This window comes from Pseudomonas guariconensis (genome assembly GCF_040822035.1).
GTDB classification, from domain to species: domain Bacteria; phylum Pseudomonadota; class Gammaproteobacteria; order Pseudomonadales; family Pseudomonadaceae; genus Aquipseudomonas; species Aquipseudomonas guariconensis.
Genome location: NZ_CP162012.1, coordinates 1,043,685 through 1,068,623, shown reverse-complemented (window position 1 = coordinate 1,068,623; position 24,939 = coordinate 1,043,685). Strand labels below are relative to the sequence as shown.

Below are 24,939 nucleotides of genomic sequence, written 5' to 3'. Positions count from 1 at the left end.
AACAAAAAACGAGGAGTCACCGATGTCCGAAACACTGCAAAAGACCCCCTTGCACGCCCTGCACCTGGAACTGGGCGCACGCATGGTGCCGTTCGCCGGCTACGACATGCCGGTGCAGTACCCGCTGGGCGTGCTCAAGGAACACTTGCACACCCGCGAGCAGGCAGGTCTGTTCGACGTCTCGCACATGGGGCAGATCCGTCTGCGCGGCAGCGATGCGGCCAAGGCCTTGGAATCGCTGGTGCCAGTGGACATCATCGACCTGCCGGTAGGCATGCAGCGCTACGCGATGTTCACCAACGAGCAAGGTGGCATCCTCGACGACCTGATGGTCGCCAACCTGGGTGACGACGAGCTGTTCCTGGTGGTCAACGCTGCCTGCAAGGACCAGGACCTGGCCCACCTGCAAAAGCACATCGGCTCCCGCTGCGAGATCGAGCCGCTGTTCGAGGAGCGCGCCCTGCTCGCCCTGCAAGGCCCGGCGGCGGTCAAGGTGCTCGAGCGCCTGGCGCCGGAAGTCGCCAGCATGACGTTCATGCAGTTCCGCCCTGTCACCTTGCTCGGCGCCGACTGCTATGTCAGCCGCTCGGGCTACACCGGTGAAGACGGTTACGAGATCTCGGTCCCGGCAGCCAATGTCGAAGCCTTGGCCCGCCGACTGCTGGCCGAGCCCGAGGTACAGCCGATCGGCTTGGGCGCCCGTGACTCGCTGCGCCTGGAAGCTGGTCTGTGCCTGTATGGCCACGACATGAACACCAGCACCACGCCGGTGGAGGCCAGCTTGCTGTGGGCCATCTCCAAAGTACGCCGCGCCGATGGCGAACGTGCCGGTGGTTTCCCTGGCGCCCACGCCATCTTCGAGCAGCAACGGCAAAGTGTTGCTCGCAAGCGTGTTGGCCTGCTGCCGCAGGAGCGCACCCCGGTTCGCGAAGGCGCACAGATCGTCGACGCAGACGGACGCACCGTCGGTGAAGTGTGCAGTGGTGGTTTCGGCCCGACCCTCGGTGCACCGGTCGCCATGGGATATGTCGAGAGCGAACATGCCGCGCTCGATACCGCATTGTTTGCTGTAGTGCGCGGCAAGCAGGTTGCCTTGAAGGTCAGCAAAATGCCTTTCGTTGCGCAACGTTACTATCGCGGTTGATTGACTGTGGGCAGGTTCGTCATATTCGTTTTCGAACCTGCCCAATAACTTTTGAACATAGCGCCAGCCCAGGCGCCATGCCGTTTCCGACAATTTTGTCGGTTATCGGAAAAACCCTGAATTCCGGCGGTCTGGAGGGCTTGTTTTTGTCGGCGGAGTTAGCGTAGAGTCACTGCACTGTGTTTGCATGGGTCGCAACAGTTCGTGACCTGGGCCAGTAGCTGAATCTGCTACAACCCGTTCGACGTCTCTTACTTTCCTGCAACCCAGCCCGGTAATCTTTTATATCGGATAGATATGAAAGTAACTGTCATCAAAAATTAAGCTTCATAGGAAACAAGACAATGGCTGAGCGTCAGAACGGTACCGTCAAGTGGTTCAATGACGAGAAAGGTTACGGCTTCATCACCCCAGAAAGCGGTCCGGATCTGTTCGTGCACTTCCGTGCCATCGAAGGCAACGGCTTCAAGAGCCTGAAAGAAGGCCAGAAAGTCTCCTTCGAAGCCGTGCAAGGCCAAAAAGGCATGCAAGCTGACAAGGTTCAGGTCATCGCATAAGCGAGATCCAGACTCCCAAAAGCCCCTGCCAAGTGCAGGGGCTTTTTTTTGCCCGTAGAATAGCGGCTTCGTCATACGGAGCGTCATGCATGTCAAAGCCTCTGCTCACCCCTCAGGGTGACTTCCCCCCGGCTGGCCTGGGCCGTCGACTGGCCGCCATGTTCTATGACTTCCTGCTGTGTACCGCCCTGCTGATCGTGACAGCAGGCGTCTACAAGATGGTGCAGATGTCGATCATCGGCGAAGCCCGCATGCGCGAGCTGACCGAAGCCGGCGCCTTGGACGGCGACCCCCTGTTGTCGACCTTGCTGCTGTTCGCCCTCTTCGGTTTCTTCGCCAAGTTCTGGACCCACGGCGGTCAGACCCTGGGCATGCAGGTGTGGGGCGTGCGCGTGCAGAACGCCGATGGAAGCGCGATCAGCCTATGGCAGGCGCTGCTGCGCTTTGTCGTTTCCATCGCTTCCTGGCTATGCCTGGGGCTCGGGTTCTTCTGGGCGTTGATCGACAAGCGCAAGCGTGGCTGGCACGACATCTATTCGGACACGCAGCTGGTGCGTGTGCCCAAGCGTAAGCCGTAATGTCGTAGCTACTACGCCCCCCGCAGGCTTCGCCAGCTCCCGCAGGATCACCTCCGGCCGGCAGACTGCAAAAGCTGTGGGAGCGGATTTACCCGCCAAAGCAGAACGCCACCCACAAAAAAGCCGACCCTAGGGTCGGCTTTTTCATGTCGCTCGGGCCATTACCCTGCCCGACGCAACAACCACACACCCGCCAGCGCACAGATACCGGCCGGGATCACTACCGCCAGCAGCGGCGGGAAGCCGAACACCTGACTGGAAGGGCCGAGCAGGTCCTGGCCAATGCGGAACACGAAGCCCACCAGTACACCGGTGAACACACGCTGGCCCAGGGTCACGGAACGCAGCGGGCCGAAGATGAAGGAGATCGCCATCAGCACAAGGGCCGCGGTCACCATCGGTTGCAGCACTTTGGTCCAGAAGGCCAACCAGTAACGGGCGTTGTTCAGGCCCTGGTCGGACAGGTAGTGAATGTAGTCCCACAAACCGGTGATCGACAGGGATTCCGGCGCCAGGATCACTGTGTTGAGCAGTTGCGGGGTTACCGACACGTCCCAGCGCTCCTGCGGCGCCTTAACCACTTCGGTATGGTCGCCACGGAAGTAGGTGGTGGCCACGTCGCTCAGCACCCAGTGGTCCTCGTTGTACTGCGCACGGCGCGCAAAGCTGGACGTCACGATGTGTCGCTCGGCGTCGAAGCGGTAGCGGGTCACCCCCAGCAGCAAGCCGTTGGGCTGCACCGAGTTGATATGCACGAACTCTTCGCCCTGGCGGTGCCACATGCCGCGCTTGGAGCTCTGCGCATCACCGCCACCCTGGGCCAGGGAGCGCTCGGCCTGGGCCTTGTTCTCGGTGACTGGCGCCACGTACTCGCCGATCAGCAGGCCGACCAACATCAGCACCAGCATGGGCTTCATCACCGCCCAGACGATACGGCCGATGGACACGCCAGCGGCGCGCATGATGGTCAACTCACTACTGCTGGCCAGGCTGCCCAGGCCGATCAGGCACCCAATCAGCGCAGCCATCGGCAACATCTCGTACAACCGGCGCGGCGCGGTGAGCAGGACGAAACTGCCGGCATCCATCACGGTGTAGGTATCGCTCAGGTCGCTCATCTCGTCGATGAAGGCGAACAGCGAAGCCAGGCCAAGGATGATGCCCAGCACCGCCAGGATGGCCAGGAGCACGCTCTGGCCGATATAGCGATCCAGTTTAGCCATGGGCCACCTCCGTACGACGGGCGGCACGCTTGAGCTGCAGCGGCTCCCAGTACATCAGGCCCAGGCCGATCAGCAGGAACAGCCCGTGGACCCACCACATGCCCAGGGCGATCGGGATCTTGCCCTTCTCCAAGGCGCCGCGTACGGAAATGAGCATCGTCAGATAAGCCATGTACAGAAGAATGGCCGGCAGCAGCTTGAGGAAGCGGCCTTGGCGTGGATTGACCCGGGACAGCGGCACCGCCAGCAGCGTCACGATGAACACCAGCAGCGGCAGGGAAAGGCGCCATTGCAGCTCGGCCTGTTCACGCAGACCGTCCTTGCCGAACAGCTCGGACGTCGGGATGGCTTCACGCTCGGTCACTTCTTCGCTGACTTCGGGCTTGGGCAGCAACACGCCATAGGTGTCGTACTTGATCGCGCGGTAATCGGCCTGGCCGGGGTTACCGTCGTAGCGATAGCCGTTCTCGAGGATCAGGTAGCGATTGCCGTCGGCCTGCACTTCCTGGTGCCCCTTCTCGGCGACCAGCACCGAAGGCGCACGATCCTTGGTCTTGTCCTGGTTGAAGCGCTTCTCGGAAATGAACACACCACTCAGATTGACGCGATCGTCCGACAGCTGCTCGGTGTAGGTCACCCGCGAGCCATCGCGCAGAGTCTGGAAGCGCCCGGGCACCAGGGTATCGAACTCGGTGAGGGCGTCCTGCTGGTTGATGATCTGCTGCACCTGGGCAACGCCCTGGGGCGCCAGGCTCAGGCTCAGCCAGGCCACCAGCAGGGCGACCAGCGCGGCCGGCGCCATGGTCAGCGCCAGCAGGCGCTGCTGGCTCATGCCAGTGGCAGAAAGCACGGTCATCTCGCTTTCGAGGTAGAGCCGGCCATAAGCCAGCAGGATGCCGAGGAACAGGCCCAAGGGCAGGATCAGTTGCAGGAAGCCCGGCAAACGGAAGCCCATGATCAGGAACAGCACGCTCGGATCGAGCACGCCCTGGGCGGCCTGAGCCAGGTACTTGATGAAGCGCCCGCTCATGATGATCACCAGCAGCACGGCGCTGACGGCGCTCAAGGTCACCAGGACCTCGCGGGACAGATAACGAAAGACGATCAAACCAGACACTCCTGGGTTGTCAGGGGCGCAGAGCCAAACAATGACTTGCCGGTTCGCCGACGGCGAACCTCCATATAAAGTGCGCGCATTATCCTGTGATTGACCGCGCCTGTCACTTGGCCGCGCATGACGGCGCATGTCGGGGTTGTCATCCAGGTTCCCCCAGGCTCAAACTGGCAGCTTTTCAAGTGGCACGCGACCTTGCGGCCACACCTGTTTCGGGCGCTTGCACGAGATTGCGCCAACTGACAGATCATTCGGGGACCCTGACATGGAACTGGTTGTAAAAAGTGTAGCCGCCGCCTCCTTGAAAACCGCCACCTTGGTGCTGGCCGTCGGTGAAGGGCGCAAGCTCGGCGACATCGCCAAAGCCGTCGACCAGGCCAGCAATGGCGCAATTAGCGCGGTGCTCAAGCGCGGCGACCTGGCAGGCAAGCCGGGCCAGACCCTGCTGCTGCACAGCCTGCCGGGCCTGAAGGCCGAGCGCGTGCTGCTGGTCGGCAGCGGCAAGGAAGCGCTGGGGGATCGCAGCTGGCGCAAGCTGGTCGCCAGTGTCGCCGGTGTGCTCAAGGGCCTGAACGGCAGCGACGCGGTGCTGGCTCTGGATGACGTCAGCGTCACCGCCCGCGACGCCCATTACGCCAAATACCGCCTTCTGGCCGAGACCCTGCTCGATGGCGAGTACGTCTTCGACCGTTTCAAGAGCCAGAAGGCCGAGCCCCGCGCCCTCAAGAAAGTCACCCTGCTGACCGACAAGCCGGGCCAGGCTGAAGTCGAGCGCGCCGTGAAGCACGCCAGCGCCATCGCCTCGGGCATGTCCTTCACCCGCGACCTGGGCAACCTGCCGCCGAACCTGTGCCACCCGACGTTCCTCGCCGAACAGGCCAAGGAGCTGGGCAAGGCGCACAAAAACCTCAAGGTCGAGGTGCTGGACGAGAAAAAGATCAAGGACCTGGGCATGGGCGCGTTCTACGCCGTTGGCCAGGGCAGCGACCAGCCGCCACGGCTGATCGTGCTCAACTACCAGGGCGGCAAGAAGAGCGAAAAACCGTTCGTGCTGGTCGGCAAGGGCATCACCTTCGACACCGGCGGCATCAGCCTCAAGCCTGGCGCCGGCATGGATGAAATGAAGTACGACATGTGTGGTGCGGCCAGTGTCTTCGGCACCCTGCGCGCCGTGCTGCAGCTGCAGTTGCCGATCAACCTGGTGTGCCTGCTGGCTTGCGCCGAGAACATGCCCAGCGGCGGCGCCACGCGCCCGGGCGACATCGTCACCACCATGAGCGGCCAGACCGTCGAGATCCTCAACACCGACGCCGAAGGCCGTCTGGTGCTGTGCGACACCCTGACCTACGCCGAACGCTTCAAACCTCAGGCAGTGATCGACATCGCTACCCTGACCGGCGCCTGCATCGTCGCCCTGGGCAGCCATACCTCGGGGCTGATGGGCAACAACGACGAACTGGTCGGCCAACTGCTCGACGCCGGCAAGCGCGCCGACGACCGTGCCTGGCAACTGCCGCTGTTCGATGAGTACCAAGAGCAGTTGGACAGCCCGTTCGCCGACATCGCCAACATCGGTGGCCCCAAGGCTGGCACCATCACCGCAGGCTGCTTCCTGTCGCGCTTCGCCAAAGCTTATAACTGGGCGCATCTGGACGTTGCCGGCACCGCTTGGATCAGCGGCGGCAAGGACAAAGGCGCCTCGGGCCGCCCGGTCCCGCTGCTGACCCAATATCTGCTCGATCGCGCCAACGCCTGATGCCACAAGGCCGGTGGCGCCCGCGCGCTGCCGGCCGGTTGACCGAACATGAGCAAAGTCGATTTCTATATCCTGCCCACCGATGCGTTGTCGGCGCGCCTGGATTTCGCCTGCAAGCTGTGCGAAAAGGCCTGGCGCCTGGGCCATCGGGTCTATCTGCACTGTCAGGACGCCGAGCAGCGCAACGCGCTGGACGAGCGCCTGTGGCACTTCAAGGGCGAGGCCTTCGTCCCGCACGACCCTGCCGAAGCCAACGCCGAAGCAGCAGTAGCCCTGGGGCTGGGTGATGACGCCGGCACCCACCGCGACCTGTTGATCAACCTCGGCGCCGAGGTACCGGGGTTCGTCGGCCAGTTCGAACGGGTAGCCGAGATCGTCGTCGAGGAGCCGGGCATTCGCCAGGCTGCGCGAGAACGATTCCGTTTCTACCGCGAACAGGGCTATGCTCTGCAAGACCACCGCTTACAGCGACTTTGACGACGATGGACAAGCACTCTCCCCTGCCCAATTCCGCTCATCTGCTCGACGACCTAGAGTCGATCCGCCAGTTGCTGGGCGATGCCGATCTGCAACCGCCCCTGCTGACCGAAACGGTGGAGCAGATTCCCCTGCTGCTCGACGAGCCAGCAGGCAACACCTCGTCAGTGGCCGAGCCTCTCTCGGTCGCAACCACCGAAGACGATCCGCAGACCCGCCGCCAGGACACCCTGCTGCACCTTGAAGCCGACCTGCGCGCCGCTGCCCAACAGATCATGCAAGACGTGATCAACGACTTCACCCCGCACATCGAGAACGAGATCAAACGACGCCTCGATGCACGCATGGAACGTCTGCTCAAGCGCTCCGAATAAACGCCGCTTTTCTTTGCGGGCAAACCCGTCACTACCGGTACACCGCCGCGCTCAAGGCGCGCACGAGGTCCGTGGGGGCAGGTTTGTCCACAAAGAAGACACCGTTGCGCCTACAGATATCAGCAGCTTGTCGCCTGCGGCCCCTGGCTTGGTTATACTTCCCGGCTTTCCCGAATTAATGCCATAGGGTCCCGCCGCGCATGGATAAGACCTACCAGCCGCACGCCATCGAAACTTCCTGGTACAACACTTGGGAGTCCGAGAACTATTTCGCCCCGCAAGGTGCAGGCGAGTCCTACACCATCATGATCCCGCCGCCGAACGTGACCGGCAGCCTGCACATGGGCCACGGCTTCAACAACGCGATCATGGACGCCCTGATCCGCTTCCGCCGCATGCAGGGCCGCAACACCCTGTGGCAGCCAGGCACCGACCACGCCGGTATCGCCACCCAGATGCTGGTGGAGCGCCAGCTCGAGGCCAAGGGCCAGAACCGTCATGACCTGGGCCGCGAGAAGTTCCTGAAGAAGGTCTGGGAGTGGAAGGATCAGTCCGGCGGCAACATCAGCCGCCAGATTCGCCGCCTGGGCTCGTCGGTCGACTGGACCCGCGAACGGTTCACCATGGACGACGGTCTGTCCGAAGCGGTCAAGGAAGCCTTCGTGCGCCTGCATGAAGACGGCCTGATCTACCGTGGCAAGCGCCTGGTCAACTGGGACACCAAGCTGCATACCGCCATTTCCGACCTCGAAGTGGAAAACCACGACGAGAAAGGCCACCTGTGGAACCTGCGCTACCCACTGGCCGATGGCGCCAAGACCGCCGAAGGCAAGGACCACTTGGTCGTTGCCACCACCCGTCCGGAAACCTTACTGGGTGACGCGGCCGTTGCTGTGAACCCGAACGACGAGCGCTACCAGGCCCTGATCGGCAAGTTCGTCGAGCTGCCGCTGGTCGGCCGCCGCATCCCGATCATCGCCGACGATTACTGCGATCCGGAGTTCGGCACCGGCTGCGTGAAAATCACCCCGGCCCACGACTTCAACGACTATGAAGTCGGCAAGCGCCACAACCTGCCACTGCTGAACATCTTCGACAAGAACGCCCTGGTGCTGGCAAGCGCCCAGGCCTTCAACCTCGACGGCAGCGTCAACGAGCAGATCGACACCAGCCTGCCGGCCCAGTACGCAGGCCTGGACCGCTTCGTCGCGCGCAAGCAGATCGTCGCCGACTTGGACGCCCAGGGCCTGCTGGTCAGCATCGACGACCACGCCCTGAAGGTACCCAAGGGCGACCGTTCCGGCACGGTCATCGAGCCGTGGCTGACCGACCAGTGGTACGTCTCTACCAAGCCGCTGGCAGAACCTGCCATCGCCGCCGTGGAAGACGGCCGCATTCAGTTCGTGCCCAAGCAGTACGAAAACATGTACTTCTCCTGGATGCGTGATATCCAGGACTGGTGTATCAGCCGCCAGCTGTGGTGGGGGCACCGCATCCCGGCCTGGTACGACGAAGCCGGCCAGGTCTATGTCGGTCGCAGCGAAGAAGAAGTCCGTGCCAAGCACAACCTGGGCGCCGACGTGGCGCTGCGCCAGGACGAGGACGTCCTCGACACCTGGTTCAGTTCGGGCCTGTGGACCTTCTCCACCTTGGGCTGGCCGGAGCAGACCGAGTTCCTCAAGAAGTTCCACTCCACCGATGTGCTGGTCACCGGTTTCGACATCATCTTCTTCTGGGTTGCGCGCATGATCATGCTGACCATGCACCTGATCAAGAACGAAGATGGCACCCCGCAGGTACCGTTCAAGACCGTGTACGTCCACGGCCTTGTACGTGACGGCCAGGGCCAGAAGATGTCCAAGTCCAAGGGCAACGTCCTCGATCCACTGGACATCGTCGACGGCATCACCCTTGAAGCCCTGCTGGAAAAACGCACCAGCGGCATGATGCAGCCCAAGCTCGCCGAAAAGATCGCCAAGCAGACCAAGGCCGAGTTCCCCGAAGGCATCGCCAGCTACGGCACCGACGCCCTGCGCTTCACCTTCTGCTCGCTGGCTTCCACCGGCCGCGACATCAAGTTCGACATGGGCCGCGTCGAGGGTTATCGCAACTTCTGCAACAAGATCTGGAACGCCGCCCGCTACGTGCTGGACAAAGGCGAGGATTGCGGCCAGAACGGCGAGGCCTACGAACTGTCGCTGGCCGATCGCTGGATCATCTCGCAGCTGCAGCGCACCGAAGCCGAGGTGACCCGCCAGCTCGAGCAGTTCCGCTTCGACCTGGCCAGCCAGGCCTTGTACGAGTTCATCTGGAACCAGTACTGCGACTGGTATCTGGAGCTGTCCAAGCCGGTACTGTGGGACGAGAATGCCCCCGTCGAGCGCGCCCGCGGCACTCGCCGGACCTTGGTTCGCGTGCTGGAAGTCGCCTTGCGCCTGGCACACCCGTTCATGCCGTTCATCACCGAAGAAATCTGGCAGCGCATCGCGCCGCTGGCCGGTATCGAAGGCAAGACCATCATGCTGCAACCTTGGCCTGTGGCCAATGAAAGCCGCATCGACACCGCCGCCGAAGGCGATATCGAGTGGCTGCAGCAACTGATGGTAGGTCTGCGCAACATTCGCGCCGAGATGAACATCGGCCCTGGCAAGCCGCTGCCGCTGTTCCTCAAGAACGCCAATGCGCACGACCAGCGTCGCCTGCAGGAGAACGAGGCGCTGCTCAAGAAGCTGGCCAAGGTCGAGTCGTTCACCGTGCTCGGCGAGCAGGACGAAGCACCGCTGTCGGCCACCGCACTGGTGGGTGACTTGCAGGTACTGGTGCCGATGGCCGGCCTGATCGACAAGGACGCGGAACTGGCACGCCTGAGCAAGGAAATCCAGCGTCTGCAAGGCGAAGTCCAGCGCGTAGGCGGCAAGCTGTCCAATGCCGCGTTCGTCGACAAGGCCCCGCCTGCCGTGATCGAAAAAGAACGCGCCAAGCTGGCCGAGTCCGAACAGGCCCTGGCCAACTTGACAGAGCAACATGCGCGGATCGCGGCACTGTAACAGCCGCAGACCTCAGTGATGCCCTCGCGGGACAAGCCCGCTCCCACAGATCAACGACGATCATATGGGAGTGGGCTTGTCCCGCGATGCTTTTGAGATTTCACCCCATGAATCAAAAACCCACCCTGCACCCGCGCAATCGCCATCAGGGCCGCTACGATTTCCCCAGCCTGATCAAAGCCCATCCTGAGCTGGGCAAATTCACCATTACCAACCCCTATGGCAAGCCGAGCATCGACTTCGCCAATCCCGAAGCGGTACGGGTCTTCAACCGCGCCTTGCTCAAGGCCCAATACGGCATCCAACACTGGGACATCCCGGCCGACTACCTGTGCCCGCCCATCCCTGGGCGGGCCGACTACATCCATGTGCTGGCCGACTTGCTGGCCGAGGATTGCGGCGGCGAGATCCCCCGAGGCGTACAGGTGCGCGCGCTGGACATCGGCGTCGGTGCCAACTGCATCTACCCGCTGCTTGGCCACAGCGACTACCGCTGGCGTTTCGTGGGTTCGGACATCGACGCGGTGGCCCTGGCATCGGCCCGGACCATCGTCCAGGCCAACGGCCTGGGCAAGGTCATCTCCTTGCGCCAGCAAGCCAACCGCAAGCACATCCTCACCGGCCTGCTGCAGGATGACGAGCGTTTCGACGTCACCCTGTGCAACCCGCCGTTCCATGCCTCCCGCGACGAAGCCACCCGCGGTAGCCAGCGCAAATGGAAGAACCTTGGCAAACAGGATCCCAAGCGCAAGCTGCCAGTGCTCAATTTCGGCGGGCAGAACAACGAGCTGTGGTGCGAGGGCGGAGAGATCCGCTTCGTCACCCAGTTGGTGGAAGAGAGCGTGCAGTACGCCGGCCAGGTGCTGTGGTTCACCAGCCTGGTATCCAAGGCCAGCAACTTGCCCGGTATCGAGGCGGCGCTGAGGAAGGCAGGCGTGAAGGCACAACAGGTAGTGGCCATGGGGCAAGGCCAGAAACAGAGCCGCATGGTAGCCTGGAGCTTCCAAGACGCCGCCGCGCGCCAAGCCTGGCATCGCTCACGCTGATACCCCTTTCGCGGGCATGAAAAAACCGCGCCCGGACAAGCCGGGCGCGGTTTTTTCAAAGCTTCAACAATTACTTGTTGACGGCGTCGTTCAGGACCTTGGCAGGTACGAACTTGACGACTTTCTTGGCAGCGATTTCGATGGCAGCGCCAGTCGAAGGGTTGCGGCCGGTACGGGCAGGACGCTCGGAGACTTTCAGCTTGCCGATGCCTGGCAGGGTGATTTCAGCGCCGTTCTCCAGTTGGTCGGCGACGATCTGGCCCAGTTGCTCCAGGGCGTTACGCGCGGTGGTTTTCGGCGCGTCGATGGCTTCGGCGATATCGGCAATCAGTTGGTCTTTGGTCAATGCCATGGTGGTGTTCCTTCCCTATCAAATTCAGTGGTTATGCAGCGTGCCAGGTCGGTAATCGGGCCAGCCCCTGAAAAATCCGGCGGGCCGCGCCAATCGCGTATGTAGATACGAAAATCGGCGTTTGGTTCGACACGAGCCCAGCGATCTGCCAGCAATGCGCCACCCAAGGGGCGCAAGACCGCGCAAAGCTACCACAGGAATAGATAAATATCCGCTGCCGACTTCGATTTTATGCAGGTTTTTCGGGGCTTTTATCGTAAAACGCAAAAAATTGAACAAAAAACGAACAACAGACATTTACGCCACTATCTGACCACTGCATCGCCCTCTGCCTGGGTTAAACTGCACGACTTTGCAGCGCGGCCTAGCACCGCCCAACCCCGCTCGAGATTTCCATGCCAATCCGTCATTGCATCGTTCACCTGATCGACAAGAAACCCGATGGCAGCCCAGCAGTCCTGCATGCCCGAGACTCCGAACTCGGCGCTTCCGACGCCATCGAAAACCTGCTGGCCGACCTCAACGACAGCTACAACGCCAAGCAAGGCAAGGCCTGGGGGTTCTTCCACAGCGAATCGGGGGCCTACCCCTTCAGCGGCTGGCTCAAGCAGTACCTGGATGAAGAAAAAGACTTCACCGCCTTCAGCCGCATCGCTGTAGAGCACCTGCAAAAGCTGATGGAAGAATCCAACCTGTCCACCGGCGGCCATATCCTGTTCGCCCATTACCAGCAAGGCATGACCGAGTACCTGGCCATCGCCCTGCTGCACCACAGCGAAGGCGTGGCTGTGAACGCCGAGCTCGATGTCACCCCGTCGCGTCACCTCGACCTCGGCCAGTTGCACCTGGCGGCGCGGGTCAACTTGTCGGAGTGGAAGAACAACCAGAACTCCAAGCAGTACATCTCGTTCATCAAGGGCAAGAATGGCAAGAAGGTGTCGGACTACTTCCGCGACTTCATCGGTTGCCAGGAAGGTGTCGACGGCCCAGGTGAGACCCGTACCCTGCTCAAGGCCTTCAGCGACTTCGTCGAAAGCGAGGACCTGCCCGAGGAGGCCGCCCGCGAAAAGACCCAGACCTTGGTCGACTACGCCACCACTCAGACCAAACTCGGTGAGCCGGTGACACTGGAAGAACTGTCCAGCCTGATCGATGAAGATCGACCCAAGGCCTTCTACGACCACATTCGCAACAAGGATTACGGCCTGTCGCCGGAGATTCCTGCGGATAAACGCACCCTCAACCAGTTCCGCCGTTTCACCGGCCGCGCCGAAGGCCTGTCGATCAGCTTCGAGGCCCACTTGCTGGGATCGAAGGTGGAATATGACGAAGAAGCCGGCACCTTGATCATCAAGGGCCTGCCGACCCAACTGGTCGATCAGCTCAAACGGCGCAAGGATTGAGCATAGCCGGGGCTGCAGCGCAGCCCCTGATCTAGCCTTCGGTACCTGCATAGGCTGCCACCAGCGCTTCCTTGGCCGATTTGCGCAGCTTTTTCACCAACCGCTCCTGACGCAGTGCCTCGCCTTTGTCCGGCCACTGCTCCATATATACCAGCGCCTGGGCCGGGCTGGTCTTGAAGTAACGCGCCCCCTGCCCCCTCTGATGCTTCAGGAACCGCCGCTGTGGGTCATCACTGATACCGCAATACAGCGAACCGTTGGCAGCCCGCACCAGATAGACATACCAGGGTTTCACATCCCCGCCCGGAGGTTTTTCACTCGGAGCATCCACTCTTTGCGTCATTAATTTGAAACCCAAAGCCCCACTACACCTAACACGAAAATGAACAGCCCGTGGCTATACCGCGCTTTGCTGGTATGTCCGCAACCCCTTGAACGCTTGCTGGCGAACTTTGTTCTGCAGCAACGGCGACCAGCCCAGCAGCAACCCCGGCAGGCCCAGGGCCTGACGCGACCAGCGCCACAGGTCGAAACTGTCGTCATGCTGGCAAATCAGCCCATCGCGGATCACGAAGCGGGCCTGTATGTCATTGACAACAGTGCGCCCGGTCTGGGTGAACAGATAGCGCGCCACCCAGTGCGCATTCCCCCCGTCCTGATTGGCGCTGACGCTGTCGAAGGTCAGGGAGAAATTTTTGGCACGGCTGGTCAGCATCCGCCACATGTCCCCCACATCACGGCCTCGCAAGGTACCGAAGACAGGGTCACTGAAGGTGATGTCATCGCTGTAGCAAGCCACCATCGCCTCGGCGTCCAGGCGCTGGAAGGCTTGGTAGAAACGTGTGATCAGCTCACGATTGGCGTCGCTCATGGGGCGGGTCCCTCCGGGGGCAAACCTCAACGATAATGTGCCCCGCATGGGAGCGCCATGCTCATTCGCGCCATGAATAGGCTTTGTCACACCTTCTCGCTGACCACCTGCACATGCAATGCCCGCCCAGCCCCAAGGCCGAATAGAATCGCCCCAATGCCCAGCGCCGCGAATATCCAGCCCACAGCCGTCCAGCCCCCCGTCAGGTCATGCACCAGGCCTACGGCAAACGGCCCTGCGGACGCCAACGTATAGCCGACCCCTTGCGCCATGCTCGAAAGATTCGCAGCTACATGGGAATCCTTCGAGCGCAGCACGATCAACGTCAACGCCAGGGCGAACGTACCACCCTGCCCCAGTCCGAGCACGACGGCCCAGCCCCACAGCCCTGAAACCGGTGCATACAAGCAACCGAACAACCCTGCCAGGGTGACCAGCATGACGATGACGATAGCCAGGCGCTGGTCCTTGCCTCGGGTGGCCAGCCAAGGCGCGCTGAGCGAGCTCACCAGTTGCACGATCACCGACCCGGACAACACCAACCCAGCCTCCGTAGGGCTCAACCCCCGGCCGATGAGAATCGAGGGGAGCCAGCCAAACACGATGTAGGCCAGCGAAGACTGCAAGCCCATGTACAGCGTGACCTGCCAGGCCAGCGGATCGCGCCATAGACCGCGCACGCGATAGGCCACCTTGTGCAGGCCGTGCCCCTGGCGCGCCTGGGGCAGCCATACCACCATCGCGATCAACGCAGGCACCAGCCAGAAGCCCAAGCCCAAGGCCCAACTGTCATCGAAGTGGCGCGCCAATGGCACCGTGGCACCGGCGGCCAGAGCCGCCCCCAGGCACAAGGCCATGGTATAGACACCGGTCAGGGTACCGGCATGCTGTGGGAAGTCCCGTTTGACGATGCCCGGAAGCAACACGCCGATGATGCCGATGCTCGCGCCGGCCATGACACTGCCCAGAAACACGCCGGTCACCCCCAGGACACTGCGTACCAAAATACCCAGCGCCAAGGTCAGCAGAATGCCCAGCACCACCCGCTCACTGCCAAAGCGTCGAGCCAGGACCGGTGCCAATGGAGCGAACAGGCCAAGACACAGCACCGGCAAAGTCGTCAGCAGGCCCGCCTGGGACGCGTTCAGCCCTAGTCCCTCCGATACTTGGCCCAGTACCGGCGCCATGCTCGACAGCGCAGGACGCAGGTTCAGTGCCACCAGTACCAAGCCAAGCAACAGCAACCATGGCCGCTGCAGCACTACAGGCTGCTGCTGGACCTGCTCGTCGTCGGCTTCGGCGTCGATCAGCAGTTCTTCGAATTCCTGCTGGCGATGAGCAGTTTCGTGAATGGTGGGTTCGGCCATGGGCGTCTCATTGTCAGGATTCAATTAGGGTACGGCTCAAGTACTTGGCACGTTCCGGATCACATTGTTCGATGGCATCGACGATCTGACCGTGCAGATCGAATACCGTCTGGCACCGGGGGGTGGTCGCCATGTTGTGCTCCAACGCCGCGGCCACAACGCCGGAAAAGTAACGGTAGAGCTCGCTCAACGCAGGGTTGTGGGCGGCGTCCACTAACTGCTGGTGAAAGACCAAGTCGCACTCAACGTAAGTCTTTATATCGCCATGAAAATGCGCAGCAGTGTTCTGCAAAGCCTGGCGCAGGCGGTGTATATCCGCTTCGGTGCGGCGCTGGGCGGCCAGGCCGATCGCTTCGGTTTCCAGAATACGGCGAGTTTCCCGGGCCTGTTCCGACGTGCAGCGGGCCATGGCCTGGACCGCCTGGAGCGGGTCTTGGGCGGTGCGCAGGTAACTACCATCGCCTTGGCGGATCTCGACCAGGCCGCTGAAGGCGAGCACGCGCATGGCTTCACGAACGGTGTTGCGGCTGATGCCTAGTTCGTGGGCGAGTTCGGGTTCAGTGGGCAGGCGTTGGCCGATGGACCAAATACCGCTGGTGATGCGGGTGCGGAGTTGGTCGACGGCTTGTTCAACTAGGGAGCGTTTGATGAGTAGGGTCATGGGTAGATCCGGTCATCGGATGAATTTTGGGTAAGATAGCTGGGTGGTGGGGGTGGGGCAAGGTTTCGGGCTTGGGCTTGGGCTTGGGCTTTCAGGCTGTGTGAATATCCTGTGTTGGTGGGGGCGCCACCGGCGCTTTTCGCCTTTACGGCGACCTACTTTTGCTCTTGGGCAAAAGTAGGCAAAAACCGCTGGCTCCCACATGCGGCCCCTGCGCTGCGCTCCGGGGTTCCCTCCGCTCCGGTGCCTTTCGGGGCTCCGCGGCCTCCGGCTGGCTACGCCAGCCTCCATCTCGCGACTTCGGCTCACGCCGAAGGGCGCTGCGCGCCTGCCCCTACAGACACCTCCACTCGGCCTCCTGAGGTCGCGATGGGTGGTGTCTGGACTATCGCGCATCAAAAGCAACGGCAACGGCAACGGCAAACAAGTTAATTGTTTGGGTGTTTGTTCCGGCCTATTTGCGGGTAGGAGCGGCGGTTCGGCGCCCCGGTTTACCCGCGAATGGCCCAAAAGCTCACCACAAAAACCACTCAATGAAACAACGCCAGTCCAGGCGCCGCCCGTAACTTGCGCCCCATCAGCAGGCCGAGCGGAGGTGTCTGTAGGGGCAGGCGCGTAGCGCCCTTCGGCGTAGCCGAAGTCGCGAGATGGAGGCTGGCGCAGCCAGCCGGAGGCCGCGAGGCCCCGTAAGACACCGCAGCGAGGGAACCCGGTGCGAAGCGCCGGGCCGGATGCAGGGGCGCGCGGCTTTTGGTTACTTTTGGCCAAGACCAAAAGTGACCCGCCGTAAAGGCGGAAAGGTGATTAACCGTCGACAAATAAAACGGATAAGCCCACAAACCTCAAAACCCACAACCAACAACCAACAACCAACAACCAACAACCAACAACCAACAACCAACATAAGGGCGAACAGGTGATCAGTGTCAGCACATCAACGGATAACTCCACGCCCGTCGAACCACCAACCACCCATCCACCTACTCACTCACAGCGCATCAAGCAACGCCTGGTTCTGCTCCGGTGTCCCGATGGTAATCCGAAGGAACTGCGCAATCCGCTCTTGCTTGAAGTGCCGCACGATCACCCCTTGCTCGCGCAAGCGCGCCGCCACCTGGGCAGCGTCCCGCTCAGGGTGCCGTGCAAAGATGAAGTTGGCCGCCGAAGGCAGCACTTCAAAACCGCGCGCCGTCAATTGCACGACCAACGCCTCACGGCTCTCGATCACCTTGTGGCAGGTCTGGTCAAAGTAGGCTCGGTCTTCGAACGCTGCCGCCGCGCCCACGATCGCCATGCGGTCGAGCGGGTAGGAGTTGAAGCTGTTCTTGATCCGCTCCAGCGCCTCGATCAGCGCAGGATGCCCCACCGCCAGGCCGACCCGCAGGCCGGCCAGGGAGCGCGACTTGGACAGGGTCTGGGTCACCAGCAGGTTATCGTAGCGGTCCACCAGGCTGATGGCGGTCTCGCCGCCGAAATCGATATAGGCTTCATCCACCACCACCACCGAGTCACGGTTGGCCTGCAGCAGTTGCTCGATCGCCTGCAACGGCAACAGGCAACCGGTCGGTGCGTTGGGGTTGGGGAAGATGATGCCGGCGTTGGGCTTCTTATAGTCCTCGATGCGGATCTGGAATTGCTCATCCAGCGCCACCTGCTCGAATGCGATTCCGTAAAGGCCGCAGTAGACCGGGTAGAAGCTGTAGCTGATGTCCGGGAACAACAGCGGCGCATCATGCTGGAACAAGCCGTGGAAGATGTGCGCCAACACTTCATCCGAGCCGTTGCCGACGAACACTTGCTGGGCAGTGACGCCATAGTAGTCGGCGACCGCCTGCTTGAGCCGATCACCGTTCGGATCCGGGTACAGGCGCAGGTTGTCGTTCAGCTCGCCTTGCATGGCCTCCAAGGCCTTGGGCGACGGGCCGTAGGGGTTCTCGTTGGTATTGAGCTTCACCAGGCGGGTCAGCTTGGGTTGCTCCCCCGGTACGTAAGGCACCAGGTCCTTGACGAAGGGGCTCCAGAAACGGCTCATGTTCAGTTCCCCTTGCTCTCGGTGAGGATGCGGTATTCGGCACTGCGGGCGTGGGCGGTCAGCGATTCGCCGCGCGCCAGGACCGATGCCGTGTGGCCCAGCTCGGAAGCGGCCTGCTCCGAGCAGAAGATGATCGACGAACGCTTCTGGAAGTCATACACGCCCAACGGCGAGGAGAAGCGCGCGGTGCCGGAGGTCGGCAGCACGTGGTTGGGGCCGGCGCAGTAGTCGCCCAAGGCTTCGCTGGTGTGACGCCCCATGAAGATCGCGCCCGCATGACGGATCTGCGGCAACCATGCCTGCGGCTCGGCGACCGAAAGCTCCAAGTGCTCGGGAGCAATGCGGTTCGCAACGTCCATGGCCTGTTGCATGTCGCGAACCTGGATCAGCGCGCCACGACCATTGATCGATTTCTCGATGATCTCGGCCCGCTCCATGGTCGGCAACAGCTTGGCGATACTGGCCGCCACGCGATCGAGGAAGGCGGCGTCAGGGCTGACGAGAATCGCCTGGGCATCCTCGTCGTGCTCAGCCTGGGAGAACAGGTCCATGGCAATCCAGTCCGGGTCGGTCTGGCCGTCGCAGACAACGAGAATCTCCGACGGACCGGCGATCATGTCGATGCCAACCTGGCCGAACACGTGGCGCTTGGCAGTGGCTACGTAGATGTTGCCCGGACCGACGATCTTGTCCACCTGGGGCACGCTCTCGGTCCCGTAGGCCAGGGCCGCAACGGCTTGGGCGCCACCGATGGTGAAGACGCGATCGACGCCTGCGATGCACGCGGCGGCCAGCACCAGTTCGTTGACCTCCCCGCGTGGGGTCGGCACCACCATCACCACTTCGGACACACCGGCGACTTTGGCCGGGATGGCGTTCATCAGCACCGACGATGGGTACGAGGCCTTGCCGCCCGGCACGTACAGGCCGGCGCGGTCCAGCGGCGTGACTTTCTGGCCGAGCACGGTGCCATCGGCCTCGGTGTATTGCCAGGAATCCTGCTTCTGCCGCTCGTGGTAGCTACGCACTCGGCTGGCGGCGATCTCCAAAGCTTCGCGCTGGGTGGGCGTGATGCGGGTCAATGCCAGCTCCAGGCGTTCACGGCCTAGGATCAGGTCGTCGATACCCTTGGCCTCGACGCCATCGAAACGCTGGGTGAACTCGACCAACGCGGCATCGCCCCGCTCGCGGACAGCCTTGATGATGTCGAGCACGCGCTGATTGACCGCGTCATCGGACACGCTTTCCCAGCTCAGCAGATGATCCAGATGTCGGGCGAAACCCGGATCAGCGGCATTGAGACGGGCAATTGCAGTGGACACGGTCATGACGAGGGCCTCGTTTTATTAGCGAATGCTCAGGCGCCCTAGGCTACCAGTCCATCCGCGCGGGCACCCGAGAAAAATGGCTATGACGCGGATAGACGGACGCGACAGAAAGTCGCGTGCGAAGGTCAGCCGCGGTGTCGCGATTCGACGGCTTGGCGCAGGGTGTCGATCAAGCTCTGGATGCGGGCATGCTGCATTTTCATGGAGGCTTTGTTGACCACCAGGCGCGAGCTGATGGTTGCGATCAGCTCCTGGGGTTCCAGACCGTTGGCACGCAGCGTGTTGCCGGTGTCGACCACGTCGATGATCTTGTCGGCCAGGCCGATCAGAGGTGCCAGCTCCATGGAACCGTACAGCTTGATGATGTCGACCTGACGGCCCTGCTCGGCGTAATAGCGCTTGGCTACATTGACGAACTTGGTAGCCACGCGCAGACGCCCCTTGGGTTCCGGCGCGCCAACCGCCCCGGCGGTCATCAGCTTGCAGCGGGCAATCTGCAGGTCCAGCGGCTCGTACAGACCCTGACCGCCGTATTCCATCAACACGTCCTTGCCGGCCACACCGAGGTCAGCGGCCCCATGCTCGACATAAGTCGGCACGTCGGTGGCGCGCACGATCAGCAGGCGCACATCGTCCTGGGTCGTCGGGATGATCAGCTTGCGGCTCTTGTCCGGATTCTCGGTCGGCACGATACCGGCCTCGGCCAGCAATGGCAGGGTATCGTCGAGGATTCGGCCCTTGGATAGCGCGATGGTCAACATGGGAAACGTCGGTCCTTAAGCGGCTACAGCCGACCGGGCAAGCGCCCGGCCGCGTGGAATTCGGTGGCGCATCCCTGCGCCGAACAGACTAGCCCGGTACGCGGCGGATCTTCGCCCCGAGCATCTGCAGTTTTTCCTCGATGCACTCGTAACCACGGTCGATGTGGTAGATGCGGTCGATCAGGGTATCGCCCTCGGCGACCAAGGCCGACAGCACCAGGCTGGCCGAAGCCCGCAGGTCCGTAGCCATGACCGGTGCACCCTTGAGCGCCTTGACCCCAGTCACGATGGCGGTGTTGCCTTCGACCTGGATCTGCGCACCCATGCGGTGCATTTCATAGACGTGCATGAAGCGGTTTTCGAAGATGGTCTCGATCACCGCGCCAGTGCCTTCGGCGATGGCGTTGAGCGAGATGAACTGCGCCTGCATGTCGGTCGGGAAGGCCGGGTACGGAGCAGTACGCAGGTTGACGGCCTTCGGTCGCTTGCCGTGCATGTCCAGCTCGATCCAGTCTTCGCCGGCTGTGACTTCGGCACCCGCTTCCTTGAGTTTTTCCAGTACGGCTTCAAGGATGGTCGGATCGGTGTCCTTGACCTTCACGCGACCGCCGGTGACGGCAGCGGCGACCAGGTAGGTGCCGGTCTCGATACGGTCGGGCATCACGCGGTAGGTGGCCGAGTGCAGGCGTTCGACGCCATCGATGGTGATGGTGTCGGTGCCGGCGCCTTGGATCTTGGCGCCCATCGCGATCAGGAAGTTGGCCAGGTCGACCACTTCAGGCTCGCGGGCGGCGTTCTGCAGCACACTGCGGCCCTTGGCCAGGGCAGCAGCCATCATGATGTTCTCGGTACCGGTCACGCTGACGGTGTCGAAGAAGAAGTGCGCACCACGCAGGCCGCCTTCAGGCGCCTTGGCCTTGATGTAGCCACCTTCGACTTCGATCTTCGCACCCATGGCCTCGAGACCGCGGATGTGCAGGTCTACAGGGCGCGAACCGATGGCGCAACCGCCAGGCAGCGCGACTTCAGCTTCACCGAAACGGGCGACCATCGGGCCGAGCACGAGGATCGAGGCACGCATGGTCTTGACCAGCTCGTAGGGCGCAACCAGGGTCTTGATGGTGCGCGGGTCGATCTCAACCGAGAGCTTCTCGTCGATCACAGGCTCGATGCCCATGCGGCCGAACAGCTCGATCATGGTGGTGATGTCGTGCAGGTGTGGCAGGTTACCTACGGTGACCGGGCCGTCAGCCAGCAGGGTCGCCGAAAGAATTGGCAGGGCGGCGTTCTTCGCCCCGGAAATGCGGATCTCGCCGTCGAGGCGCGCGCCGCCAGTGATAATCAGTTTGTCCATTGCAATCTCGCCGCCAACGTTGGCTCAGGTGCGCTCAGCCCAGGCTGCGCTGCTGAAAAATTTCATGGTTACCGCATGGATGCTGCCATCGGCGATCCACGGATTCAGGTGAGCATAGATCGCCTGCTGGCGCTTGACCGGGCTCTGGCCGGCCAGCTCGTCGCTGATCACGTTCAACTGGAAGTTGCAGCCTTCGCCCTCAACTTCGACCCGGGTTCCCGGCAATTTCTCTTCAAGGAAGCTTTTAACTTCTACGGCCTGCATGCTCAACCTCAATCGGCGCCCAGTGCGCGCGGGTCGGCCATCATACAAAAAAGCCCCTCGCCTGCGAAGCCCATGGTGGGGTGCGCTGACCGAGGGGCTATCCCTTAGGGGCGAACCATCAGCCCGCCAACACTTCATCGAGGTCATAAACCCCGGCGATTTCCCGCATGTCATCAGGCATGCCACGCAGTTCCCAGCCCTTGCCTGCGGCCTGGGCATCACGGATGAAGCCCAGCAGCAGGGAGAGGCCGACACTGCTGGACTTGGCCACCGACGAGCAATCGAACACCAGCCTAGACTCACGACAAGCCGCGATCAGCGCCTTGCCCTCCTTGCGCAGGGCCGGACCGCTGCGGTAGTCCAGAACCCCGGCCAGGCGCAGGACGCCCGGCTCGGTCATGCTCACGCCAGCTTCGCTCATTTCACTTCCTTGTCTGGCGAATTGTCGGCCGCTTCCTTGGCCTTGGCCACCTCGCCGGCCCAGCCGTCGATGGTCTTGTCCAGATTGTTGCCATTGCGCTGCATGGCATCTGCGAACTGATCGCGGAACAGCTTGCCGATGTTGATGCCATTGACGATCACGTTACGTACCTTCCACTCGTCACCGAGCTTTTGCAGGGTGTACTGGACCGGATAAACCGCACCGTTGTTGCCGGTGACCTTCATGCCCACGCTGGCGCGATCGCCATTTTCAGTCTTGGCCGGATCGACGGTGATGCCTTGGTTGTTGTACTCCAGCAGTGCGTTGCCATAGAACTGCATCAGGCTACGCTTGAAGTTTTCCTGGAAACGCTGCATCTGCTCGGGCGTGGCCTTGCGCGAATACTTCACGGTCATGATGCTCTTGGAGATGCCATCGGCATCGACCACTGGGCCGAGAATACGATTGAGCGCATCGTAGAAGGCCTGAGGGTTGGTCTTGTACTGTTCCTTATTGGCCTTGAGGTCGCTCAACAGGGCATCGGTGGTGCCTTGCACCACGTCACGTGGGGTTTGCCCAGGTGCCGCCAGGGCCAGCAGAGGGAAGGCCGCCAATAGGACCAGCAGGCCGCGTCGCAGGATCGAGATCATGGAAACTCCTTAATTAGCGGGTTGGGCTTCTTTGGGTTCCTTGCCAACGGAATTGAGCAGGAACTTGCCAATCAGATCTTCCAGCACCAGTGCCGACTGGGTGTCATGGATGGTAGAGCCATCCTTGAGCACGTCTTCTTCACCACCCACGCTGATGCCGATGTACTTCTCGCCGAGCAATCCGGCGGTCAGGATAGAAGCAGTGGAGTCGGTCGGCAGATTGTCGACGCTTTTGTCCAGCTGCAGGGTCACCCGACCGGTGTAGGAGTCGCGATCCAGATCGATGGCCGTGACCTTGCCGATGGTCACACCGGCCATGGTCACTTTAGCTCTGACCGTCAAACCAGCGATATTGTCGAAGTACGCATAAACTTTATAGGTGTCGCTGCTGGGGCTTGCGGACAAACCACTGACGCGCAAGGCCAGCAGCAGCAACGCCAGGATCCCGGCCAGCAGGAACAGGCCGACACCGATTTCCAGGGTGCGGTTTTGCATCAGAAATCTCCAAACATCAAGGCGGTCAGAATAAAGTCCAGACCCAGGACTGCCAACGAGGCATAGACCACGGTCTTGGTGGTGGCACGGCTGATCCCTTCCGAAGTGGGTTCGCAGTCATACCCCTGGAACACGGCGATCCAGGTCACGACGAAGGCGAACACAACGCTTTTGATCAACCCGTTGAGCACGTCGTCGGTGAAGGAAACACTGTTTTGCATGTTGGCCCAGAACGAGCCCTCGTAGACGCCCAGCCAATCCACGGCCACCCAGGATCCGCCCCAGATACCGACCACACTGAAGATCAGCGCCAGCATCGGCAGCGAGATGAAACCGGCCCACAGACGCGGGGCGACGATGTACTTGAGTGGGTCGACACCGATCATCTCCAGACTGGACAGTTGTTCGGTCGACTTCATGTTGCCGATTTCGGCGGTCAGGGCCGAGCCCGCGCGCCCTGCGAACAGCAAGGCAGTCACAACCGGCCCGAGCTCACGCAGCAAGGTCAGGGCGATCATCTGGCCAACGGCCTGCTCCGATCCGTACTTGGTGAGAATGCTGTAGCCCTGCAGCGACAGCACCATGCCGATGAACACGCCGGAAACCACGATGATCGCCAGCGACAGTACACCTACCGAATAAAGCTGCTTGACCAGCAACTGGAAGCCGCCACCGATGCCTCCGCGCCCACCCATGGCGTGCCCGAGGAACAGGCAGGAGCGGCCGAGCACAGCCAGGACGTCGATGGCCGAGCGGCCGAACAAACGAATGCGTTCGAGTATGGATTTTCTGCGCATCACCGCGCCCCCAGCAGATCGGCGCGATAGTCAGGCGCAGGAAAGTGAAATGGCACCGGGCCATCCGGATCGCCCTTCATGAACTGGCGGATACGCGGATTATCCGACCCCATCAGCTCGTCGGGCGTGCCCTGCCCCAGCACCTGGCCATCACCGACCACATAGATGTAGTCAGCGATGCTCGCGGTCTCGGCCAGGTCATGGGAGACCACGATACTGGTGATCCCAAGGGCGTCGTTGAGCAGCCGGATCAGGCGCACGAGCACCCCCATGGCGATGGGATCCTGACCGACGAAAGGTTCGTCGTACATGAGGATCTGTGGATCCAGCGCGATCGCCCGAGCCAGCGCCACCCGGCGCTTCATGCCACCGGACAGCTCGTCCGGCATCAGGTCGATAGCCCCGCGCAGGCCCACGGCCTGCAGCTTCATCAGAACGATGTCGCGGATCATCTCGTCCGACAATTGGGTGTGCACCCGCAACGGGAATGCAACGTTCTCGAAAACGTCGAGATCGGTGAACAAGGCACCGCTCTGGAACAGAACGCCCATCTGCTTGCGCGCATCGAACAGGTCGCTGCGCGACAGGCTCGGCAGGTTCTGCCCGGCGACCCAAACCTCGCCGCTGGAGGGACGCAACTGCGCGCCCATCAGGCGCAACAGGGTTGTCTTGCCGCACCCGGAAGGCCCCATGATGCCGGTGACCTTACCCCGTGGGATGCGTATGTCGACATTGCTGAAAATGCTGCGCGAACCGCGCTTGAAGGTAACCCCCTTCAACTCGACCGCGTAGGCGCTATCCACACTCATCTAGACTCCTTGCGATGCAGCCTCGTCTGCAATGGACGCCTACCCTCTTCATGAAGGC

General features: G+C 62.0%; 26 protein-coding genes. 9 read left to right on the top strand and 17 right to left on the bottom strand.

Annotation, left to right across the window (positions count from 1 at the left end; translation table 11 throughout):
* Positions 1–22: 22 nt before the first annotated feature.
* The 3 genes from gcvT (at position 23) to AB1N67_RS04840 (ending at position 2,279) form a co-directional block, all read left to right on the top strand.
* Positions 23–1,144, top strand: coding sequence for a glycine cleavage system aminomethyltransferase GcvT (gene gcvT, locus AB1N67_RS04850; RefSeq protein ID WP_367863571.1), 1,122 nt, complete (start codon positions 23–25; stop codon positions 1,142–1,144).
* Between the two features lie 344 nt (positions 1,145–1,488).
* Positions 1,489–1,701 (top strand): cold-shock protein, encoded by a 213-nt coding sequence (locus tag AB1N67_RS04845; RefSeq protein ID WP_043210709.1) that lies wholly within the window; start codon positions 1,489–1,491, stop codon positions 1,699–1,701.
* A gap of 89 nt (positions 1,702–1,790) precedes the next feature.
* Positions 1,791–2,279 carry an RDD family protein gene (locus AB1N67_RS04840; protein WP_043210711.1) on the top strand — a complete coding sequence of 163 codons (489 nt, stop codon included), beginning with the start codon at positions 1,791–1,793 and terminating at the stop codon, positions 2,277–2,279.
* A 161-nt stretch (positions 2,280–2,440) separates the two neighbouring features.
* Here the strand turns inward: AB1N67_RS04840 and lptG are convergent, their stop codons facing one another.
* Both lptG and lptF read right to left on the bottom strand, forming a co-directional pair.
* Entirely contained in the window at positions 2,441–3,502 is a 1,062-nt protein-coding gene (gene lptG / locus AB1N67_RS04835; RefSeq protein ID WP_043210713.1) for an LPS export ABC transporter permease LptG, read from the bottom strand.
* Positions 3,495–4,610 (bottom strand): LPS export ABC transporter permease LptF, encoded by a 1,116-nt coding sequence (gene lptF / locus AB1N67_RS04830; protein WP_043210715.1) that lies wholly within the window; start codon positions 4,608–4,610, stop codon positions 3,495–3,497. Before lptF ends, lptG begins: the two co-directional genes overlap by 8 nt.
* A gap of 271 nt (positions 4,611–4,881) precedes the next feature.
* Between lptF and AB1N67_RS04825 the strand changes: the two genes are divergently transcribed.
* The 5 genes from AB1N67_RS04825 to rlmF all read left to right on the top strand — a co-directional run bounded on the left by AB1N67_RS04825 (position 4,882) and on the right by rlmF (position 11,316).
* On the top strand, positions 4,882–6,372 hold the full coding sequence (locus AB1N67_RS04825) for a leucyl aminopeptidase (RefSeq protein WP_043210717.1): 1,491 nt from the start codon (positions 4,882–4,884) through the stop codon (positions 6,370–6,372).
* 48 nt (positions 6,373–6,420) lie between these two features.
* A complete protein-coding gene (locus AB1N67_RS04820) occupies positions 6,421–6,849 on the top strand; it encodes a DNA polymerase III subunit chi (RefSeq protein ID WP_043210720.1) in 429 nt (142 codons plus the stop codon).
* Between the two features lie 5 nt (positions 6,850–6,854).
* On the top strand, positions 6,855–7,223 hold the full coding sequence (locus tag AB1N67_RS04815; protein WP_367863570.1) for a DNA polymerase III subunit chi: 369 nt from the start codon (positions 6,855–6,857) through the stop codon (positions 7,221–7,223).
* A 200-nt stretch (positions 7,224–7,423) separates the two neighbouring features.
* Positions 7,424–10,270, top strand: coding sequence for a valine--tRNA ligase (locus AB1N67_RS04810; RefSeq protein WP_367863569.1), 2,847 nt, complete (start codon positions 7,424–7,426; stop codon positions 10,268–10,270).
* A gap of 107 nt (positions 10,271–10,377) precedes the next feature.
* Positions 10,378–11,316: a 23S rRNA (adenine(1618)-N(6))-methyltransferase RlmF gene (gene rlmF / locus AB1N67_RS04805; protein WP_043210726.1), complete on the top strand. Its 939-nt coding sequence runs from the start codon at positions 10,378–10,380 to the stop codon at positions 11,314–11,316.
* Positions 11,317–11,386: 70 nt separating this feature from the next.
* Here the strand turns inward: rlmF and AB1N67_RS04800 are convergent, their stop codons facing one another.
* Positions 11,387–11,668: an HU family DNA-binding protein gene (locus AB1N67_RS04800; RefSeq protein WP_043210728.1), complete on the bottom strand. Its 282-nt coding sequence runs from the start codon at positions 11,666–11,668 to the stop codon at positions 11,387–11,389.
* A 395-nt stretch (positions 11,669–12,063) separates the two neighbouring features.
* On the opposite strand from AB1N67_RS04800, the gene yejK reads away from it, so the two are divergent.
* Positions 12,064–13,071 carry a nucleoid-associated protein YejK gene (gene yejK / locus AB1N67_RS04795; RefSeq protein WP_043210730.1) on the top strand — a complete coding sequence of 336 codons (1,008 nt, stop codon included), beginning with the start codon at positions 12,064–12,066 and terminating at the stop codon, positions 13,069–13,071.
* A gap of 31 nt (positions 13,072–13,102) precedes the next feature.
* Here yejK and AB1N67_RS04790 read toward each other — a convergent pair whose 3' ends face one another.
* From AB1N67_RS04790 to AB1N67_RS04725, 14 genes are all read right to left on the bottom strand, one after another.
* Positions 13,103–13,366, bottom strand: coding sequence for a GIY-YIG nuclease family protein (locus AB1N67_RS04790; protein WP_043210731.1), 264 nt, complete (start codon positions 13,364–13,366; stop codon positions 13,103–13,105).
* 102 nt (positions 13,367–13,468) lie between these two features.
* On the bottom strand, positions 13,469–13,942 hold the full coding sequence (locus AB1N67_RS04785; RefSeq protein ID WP_090346628.1) for a nuclear transport factor 2 family protein: 474 nt from the start codon (positions 13,940–13,942) through the stop codon (positions 13,469–13,471).
* 86 nt (positions 13,943–14,028) lie between these two features.
* The gene (locus AB1N67_RS04780; protein ID WP_367863568.1) at positions 14,029–15,309 is read right to left on the bottom strand and encodes a CynX/NimT family MFS transporter; all 1,281 of its coding nucleotides are present in this window, start codon (positions 15,307–15,309) and stop codon (positions 14,029–14,031) included.
* Between the two features lie 13 nt (positions 15,310–15,322).
* A complete protein-coding gene (locus AB1N67_RS04775; RefSeq protein ID WP_367863567.1) occupies positions 15,323–15,970 on the bottom strand; it encodes a FadR/GntR family transcriptional regulator in 648 nt (215 codons plus the stop codon).
* Positions 15,971–16,958: 988 nt separating this feature from the next.
* On the bottom strand, positions 16,959–18,002 hold the full coding sequence (gene hisC, locus AB1N67_RS04770) for a histidinol-phosphate transaminase (RefSeq protein WP_324723275.1): 1,044 nt from the start codon (positions 18,000–18,002) through the stop codon (positions 16,959–16,961).
* Between the two features lie 2 nt (positions 18,003–18,004).
* Positions 18,005–19,330 (bottom strand): histidinol dehydrogenase, encoded by a 1,326-nt coding sequence (gene hisD, locus AB1N67_RS04765; protein ID WP_367863566.1) that lies wholly within the window; start codon positions 19,328–19,330, stop codon positions 18,005–18,007.
* A 125-nt stretch (positions 19,331–19,455) separates the two neighbouring features.
* Positions 19,456–20,091: an ATP phosphoribosyltransferase gene (gene hisG, locus AB1N67_RS04760; protein WP_043213301.1), complete on the bottom strand. Its 636-nt coding sequence runs from the start codon at positions 20,089–20,091 to the stop codon at positions 19,456–19,458.
* Between the two features lie 88 nt (positions 20,092–20,179).
* Entirely contained in the window at positions 20,180–21,445 is a 1,266-nt protein-coding gene (gene murA / locus AB1N67_RS04755) for a UDP-N-acetylglucosamine 1-carboxyvinyltransferase (protein WP_043213299.1), read from the bottom strand.
* Between the two features lie 24 nt (positions 21,446–21,469).
* On the bottom strand, positions 21,470–21,709 hold the full coding sequence (locus tag AB1N67_RS04750; protein WP_029613593.1) for a BolA family protein: 240 nt from the start codon (positions 21,707–21,709) through the stop codon (positions 21,470–21,472).
* 118 nt (positions 21,710–21,827) lie between these two features.
* Positions 21,828–22,130 (bottom strand): lipid asymmetry maintenance protein MlaB, encoded by a 303-nt coding sequence (locus AB1N67_RS04745; protein WP_043213294.1) that lies wholly within the window; start codon positions 22,128–22,130, stop codon positions 21,828–21,830.
* Positions 22,127–22,780, bottom strand: a complete 654-nt coding sequence (locus AB1N67_RS04740; RefSeq protein ID WP_043213291.1) for a phospholipid-binding protein MlaC — start codon at positions 22,778–22,780, stop codon at positions 22,127–22,129. Before AB1N67_RS04740 ends, AB1N67_RS04745 begins: the two co-directional genes overlap by 4 nt.
* A 9-nt stretch (positions 22,781–22,789) precedes the next feature.
* Complete coding sequence (gene mlaD / locus AB1N67_RS04735) at positions 22,790–23,275, bottom strand: outer membrane lipid asymmetry maintenance protein MlaD (protein WP_009683030.1); 486 nt, start codon at positions 23,273–23,275, stop codon at positions 22,790–22,792.
* Positions 23,275–24,072, bottom strand: a complete 798-nt coding sequence (mlaE, locus tag AB1N67_RS04730) for a lipid asymmetry maintenance ABC transporter permease subunit MlaE (RefSeq protein WP_043213287.1) — start codon at positions 24,070–24,072, stop codon at positions 23,275–23,277. The genes mlaD and mlaE overlap by 1 nt, the downstream gene beginning before the upstream one ends.
* Entirely contained in the window at positions 24,072–24,881 is an 810-nt protein-coding gene (locus tag AB1N67_RS04725; protein ID WP_043213285.1) for an ATP-binding cassette domain-containing protein, read from the bottom strand. The genes mlaE and AB1N67_RS04725 overlap by 1 nt, the downstream gene beginning before the upstream one ends.
* Between the last annotated feature and the right edge of the window lie 58 nt (positions 24,882–24,939).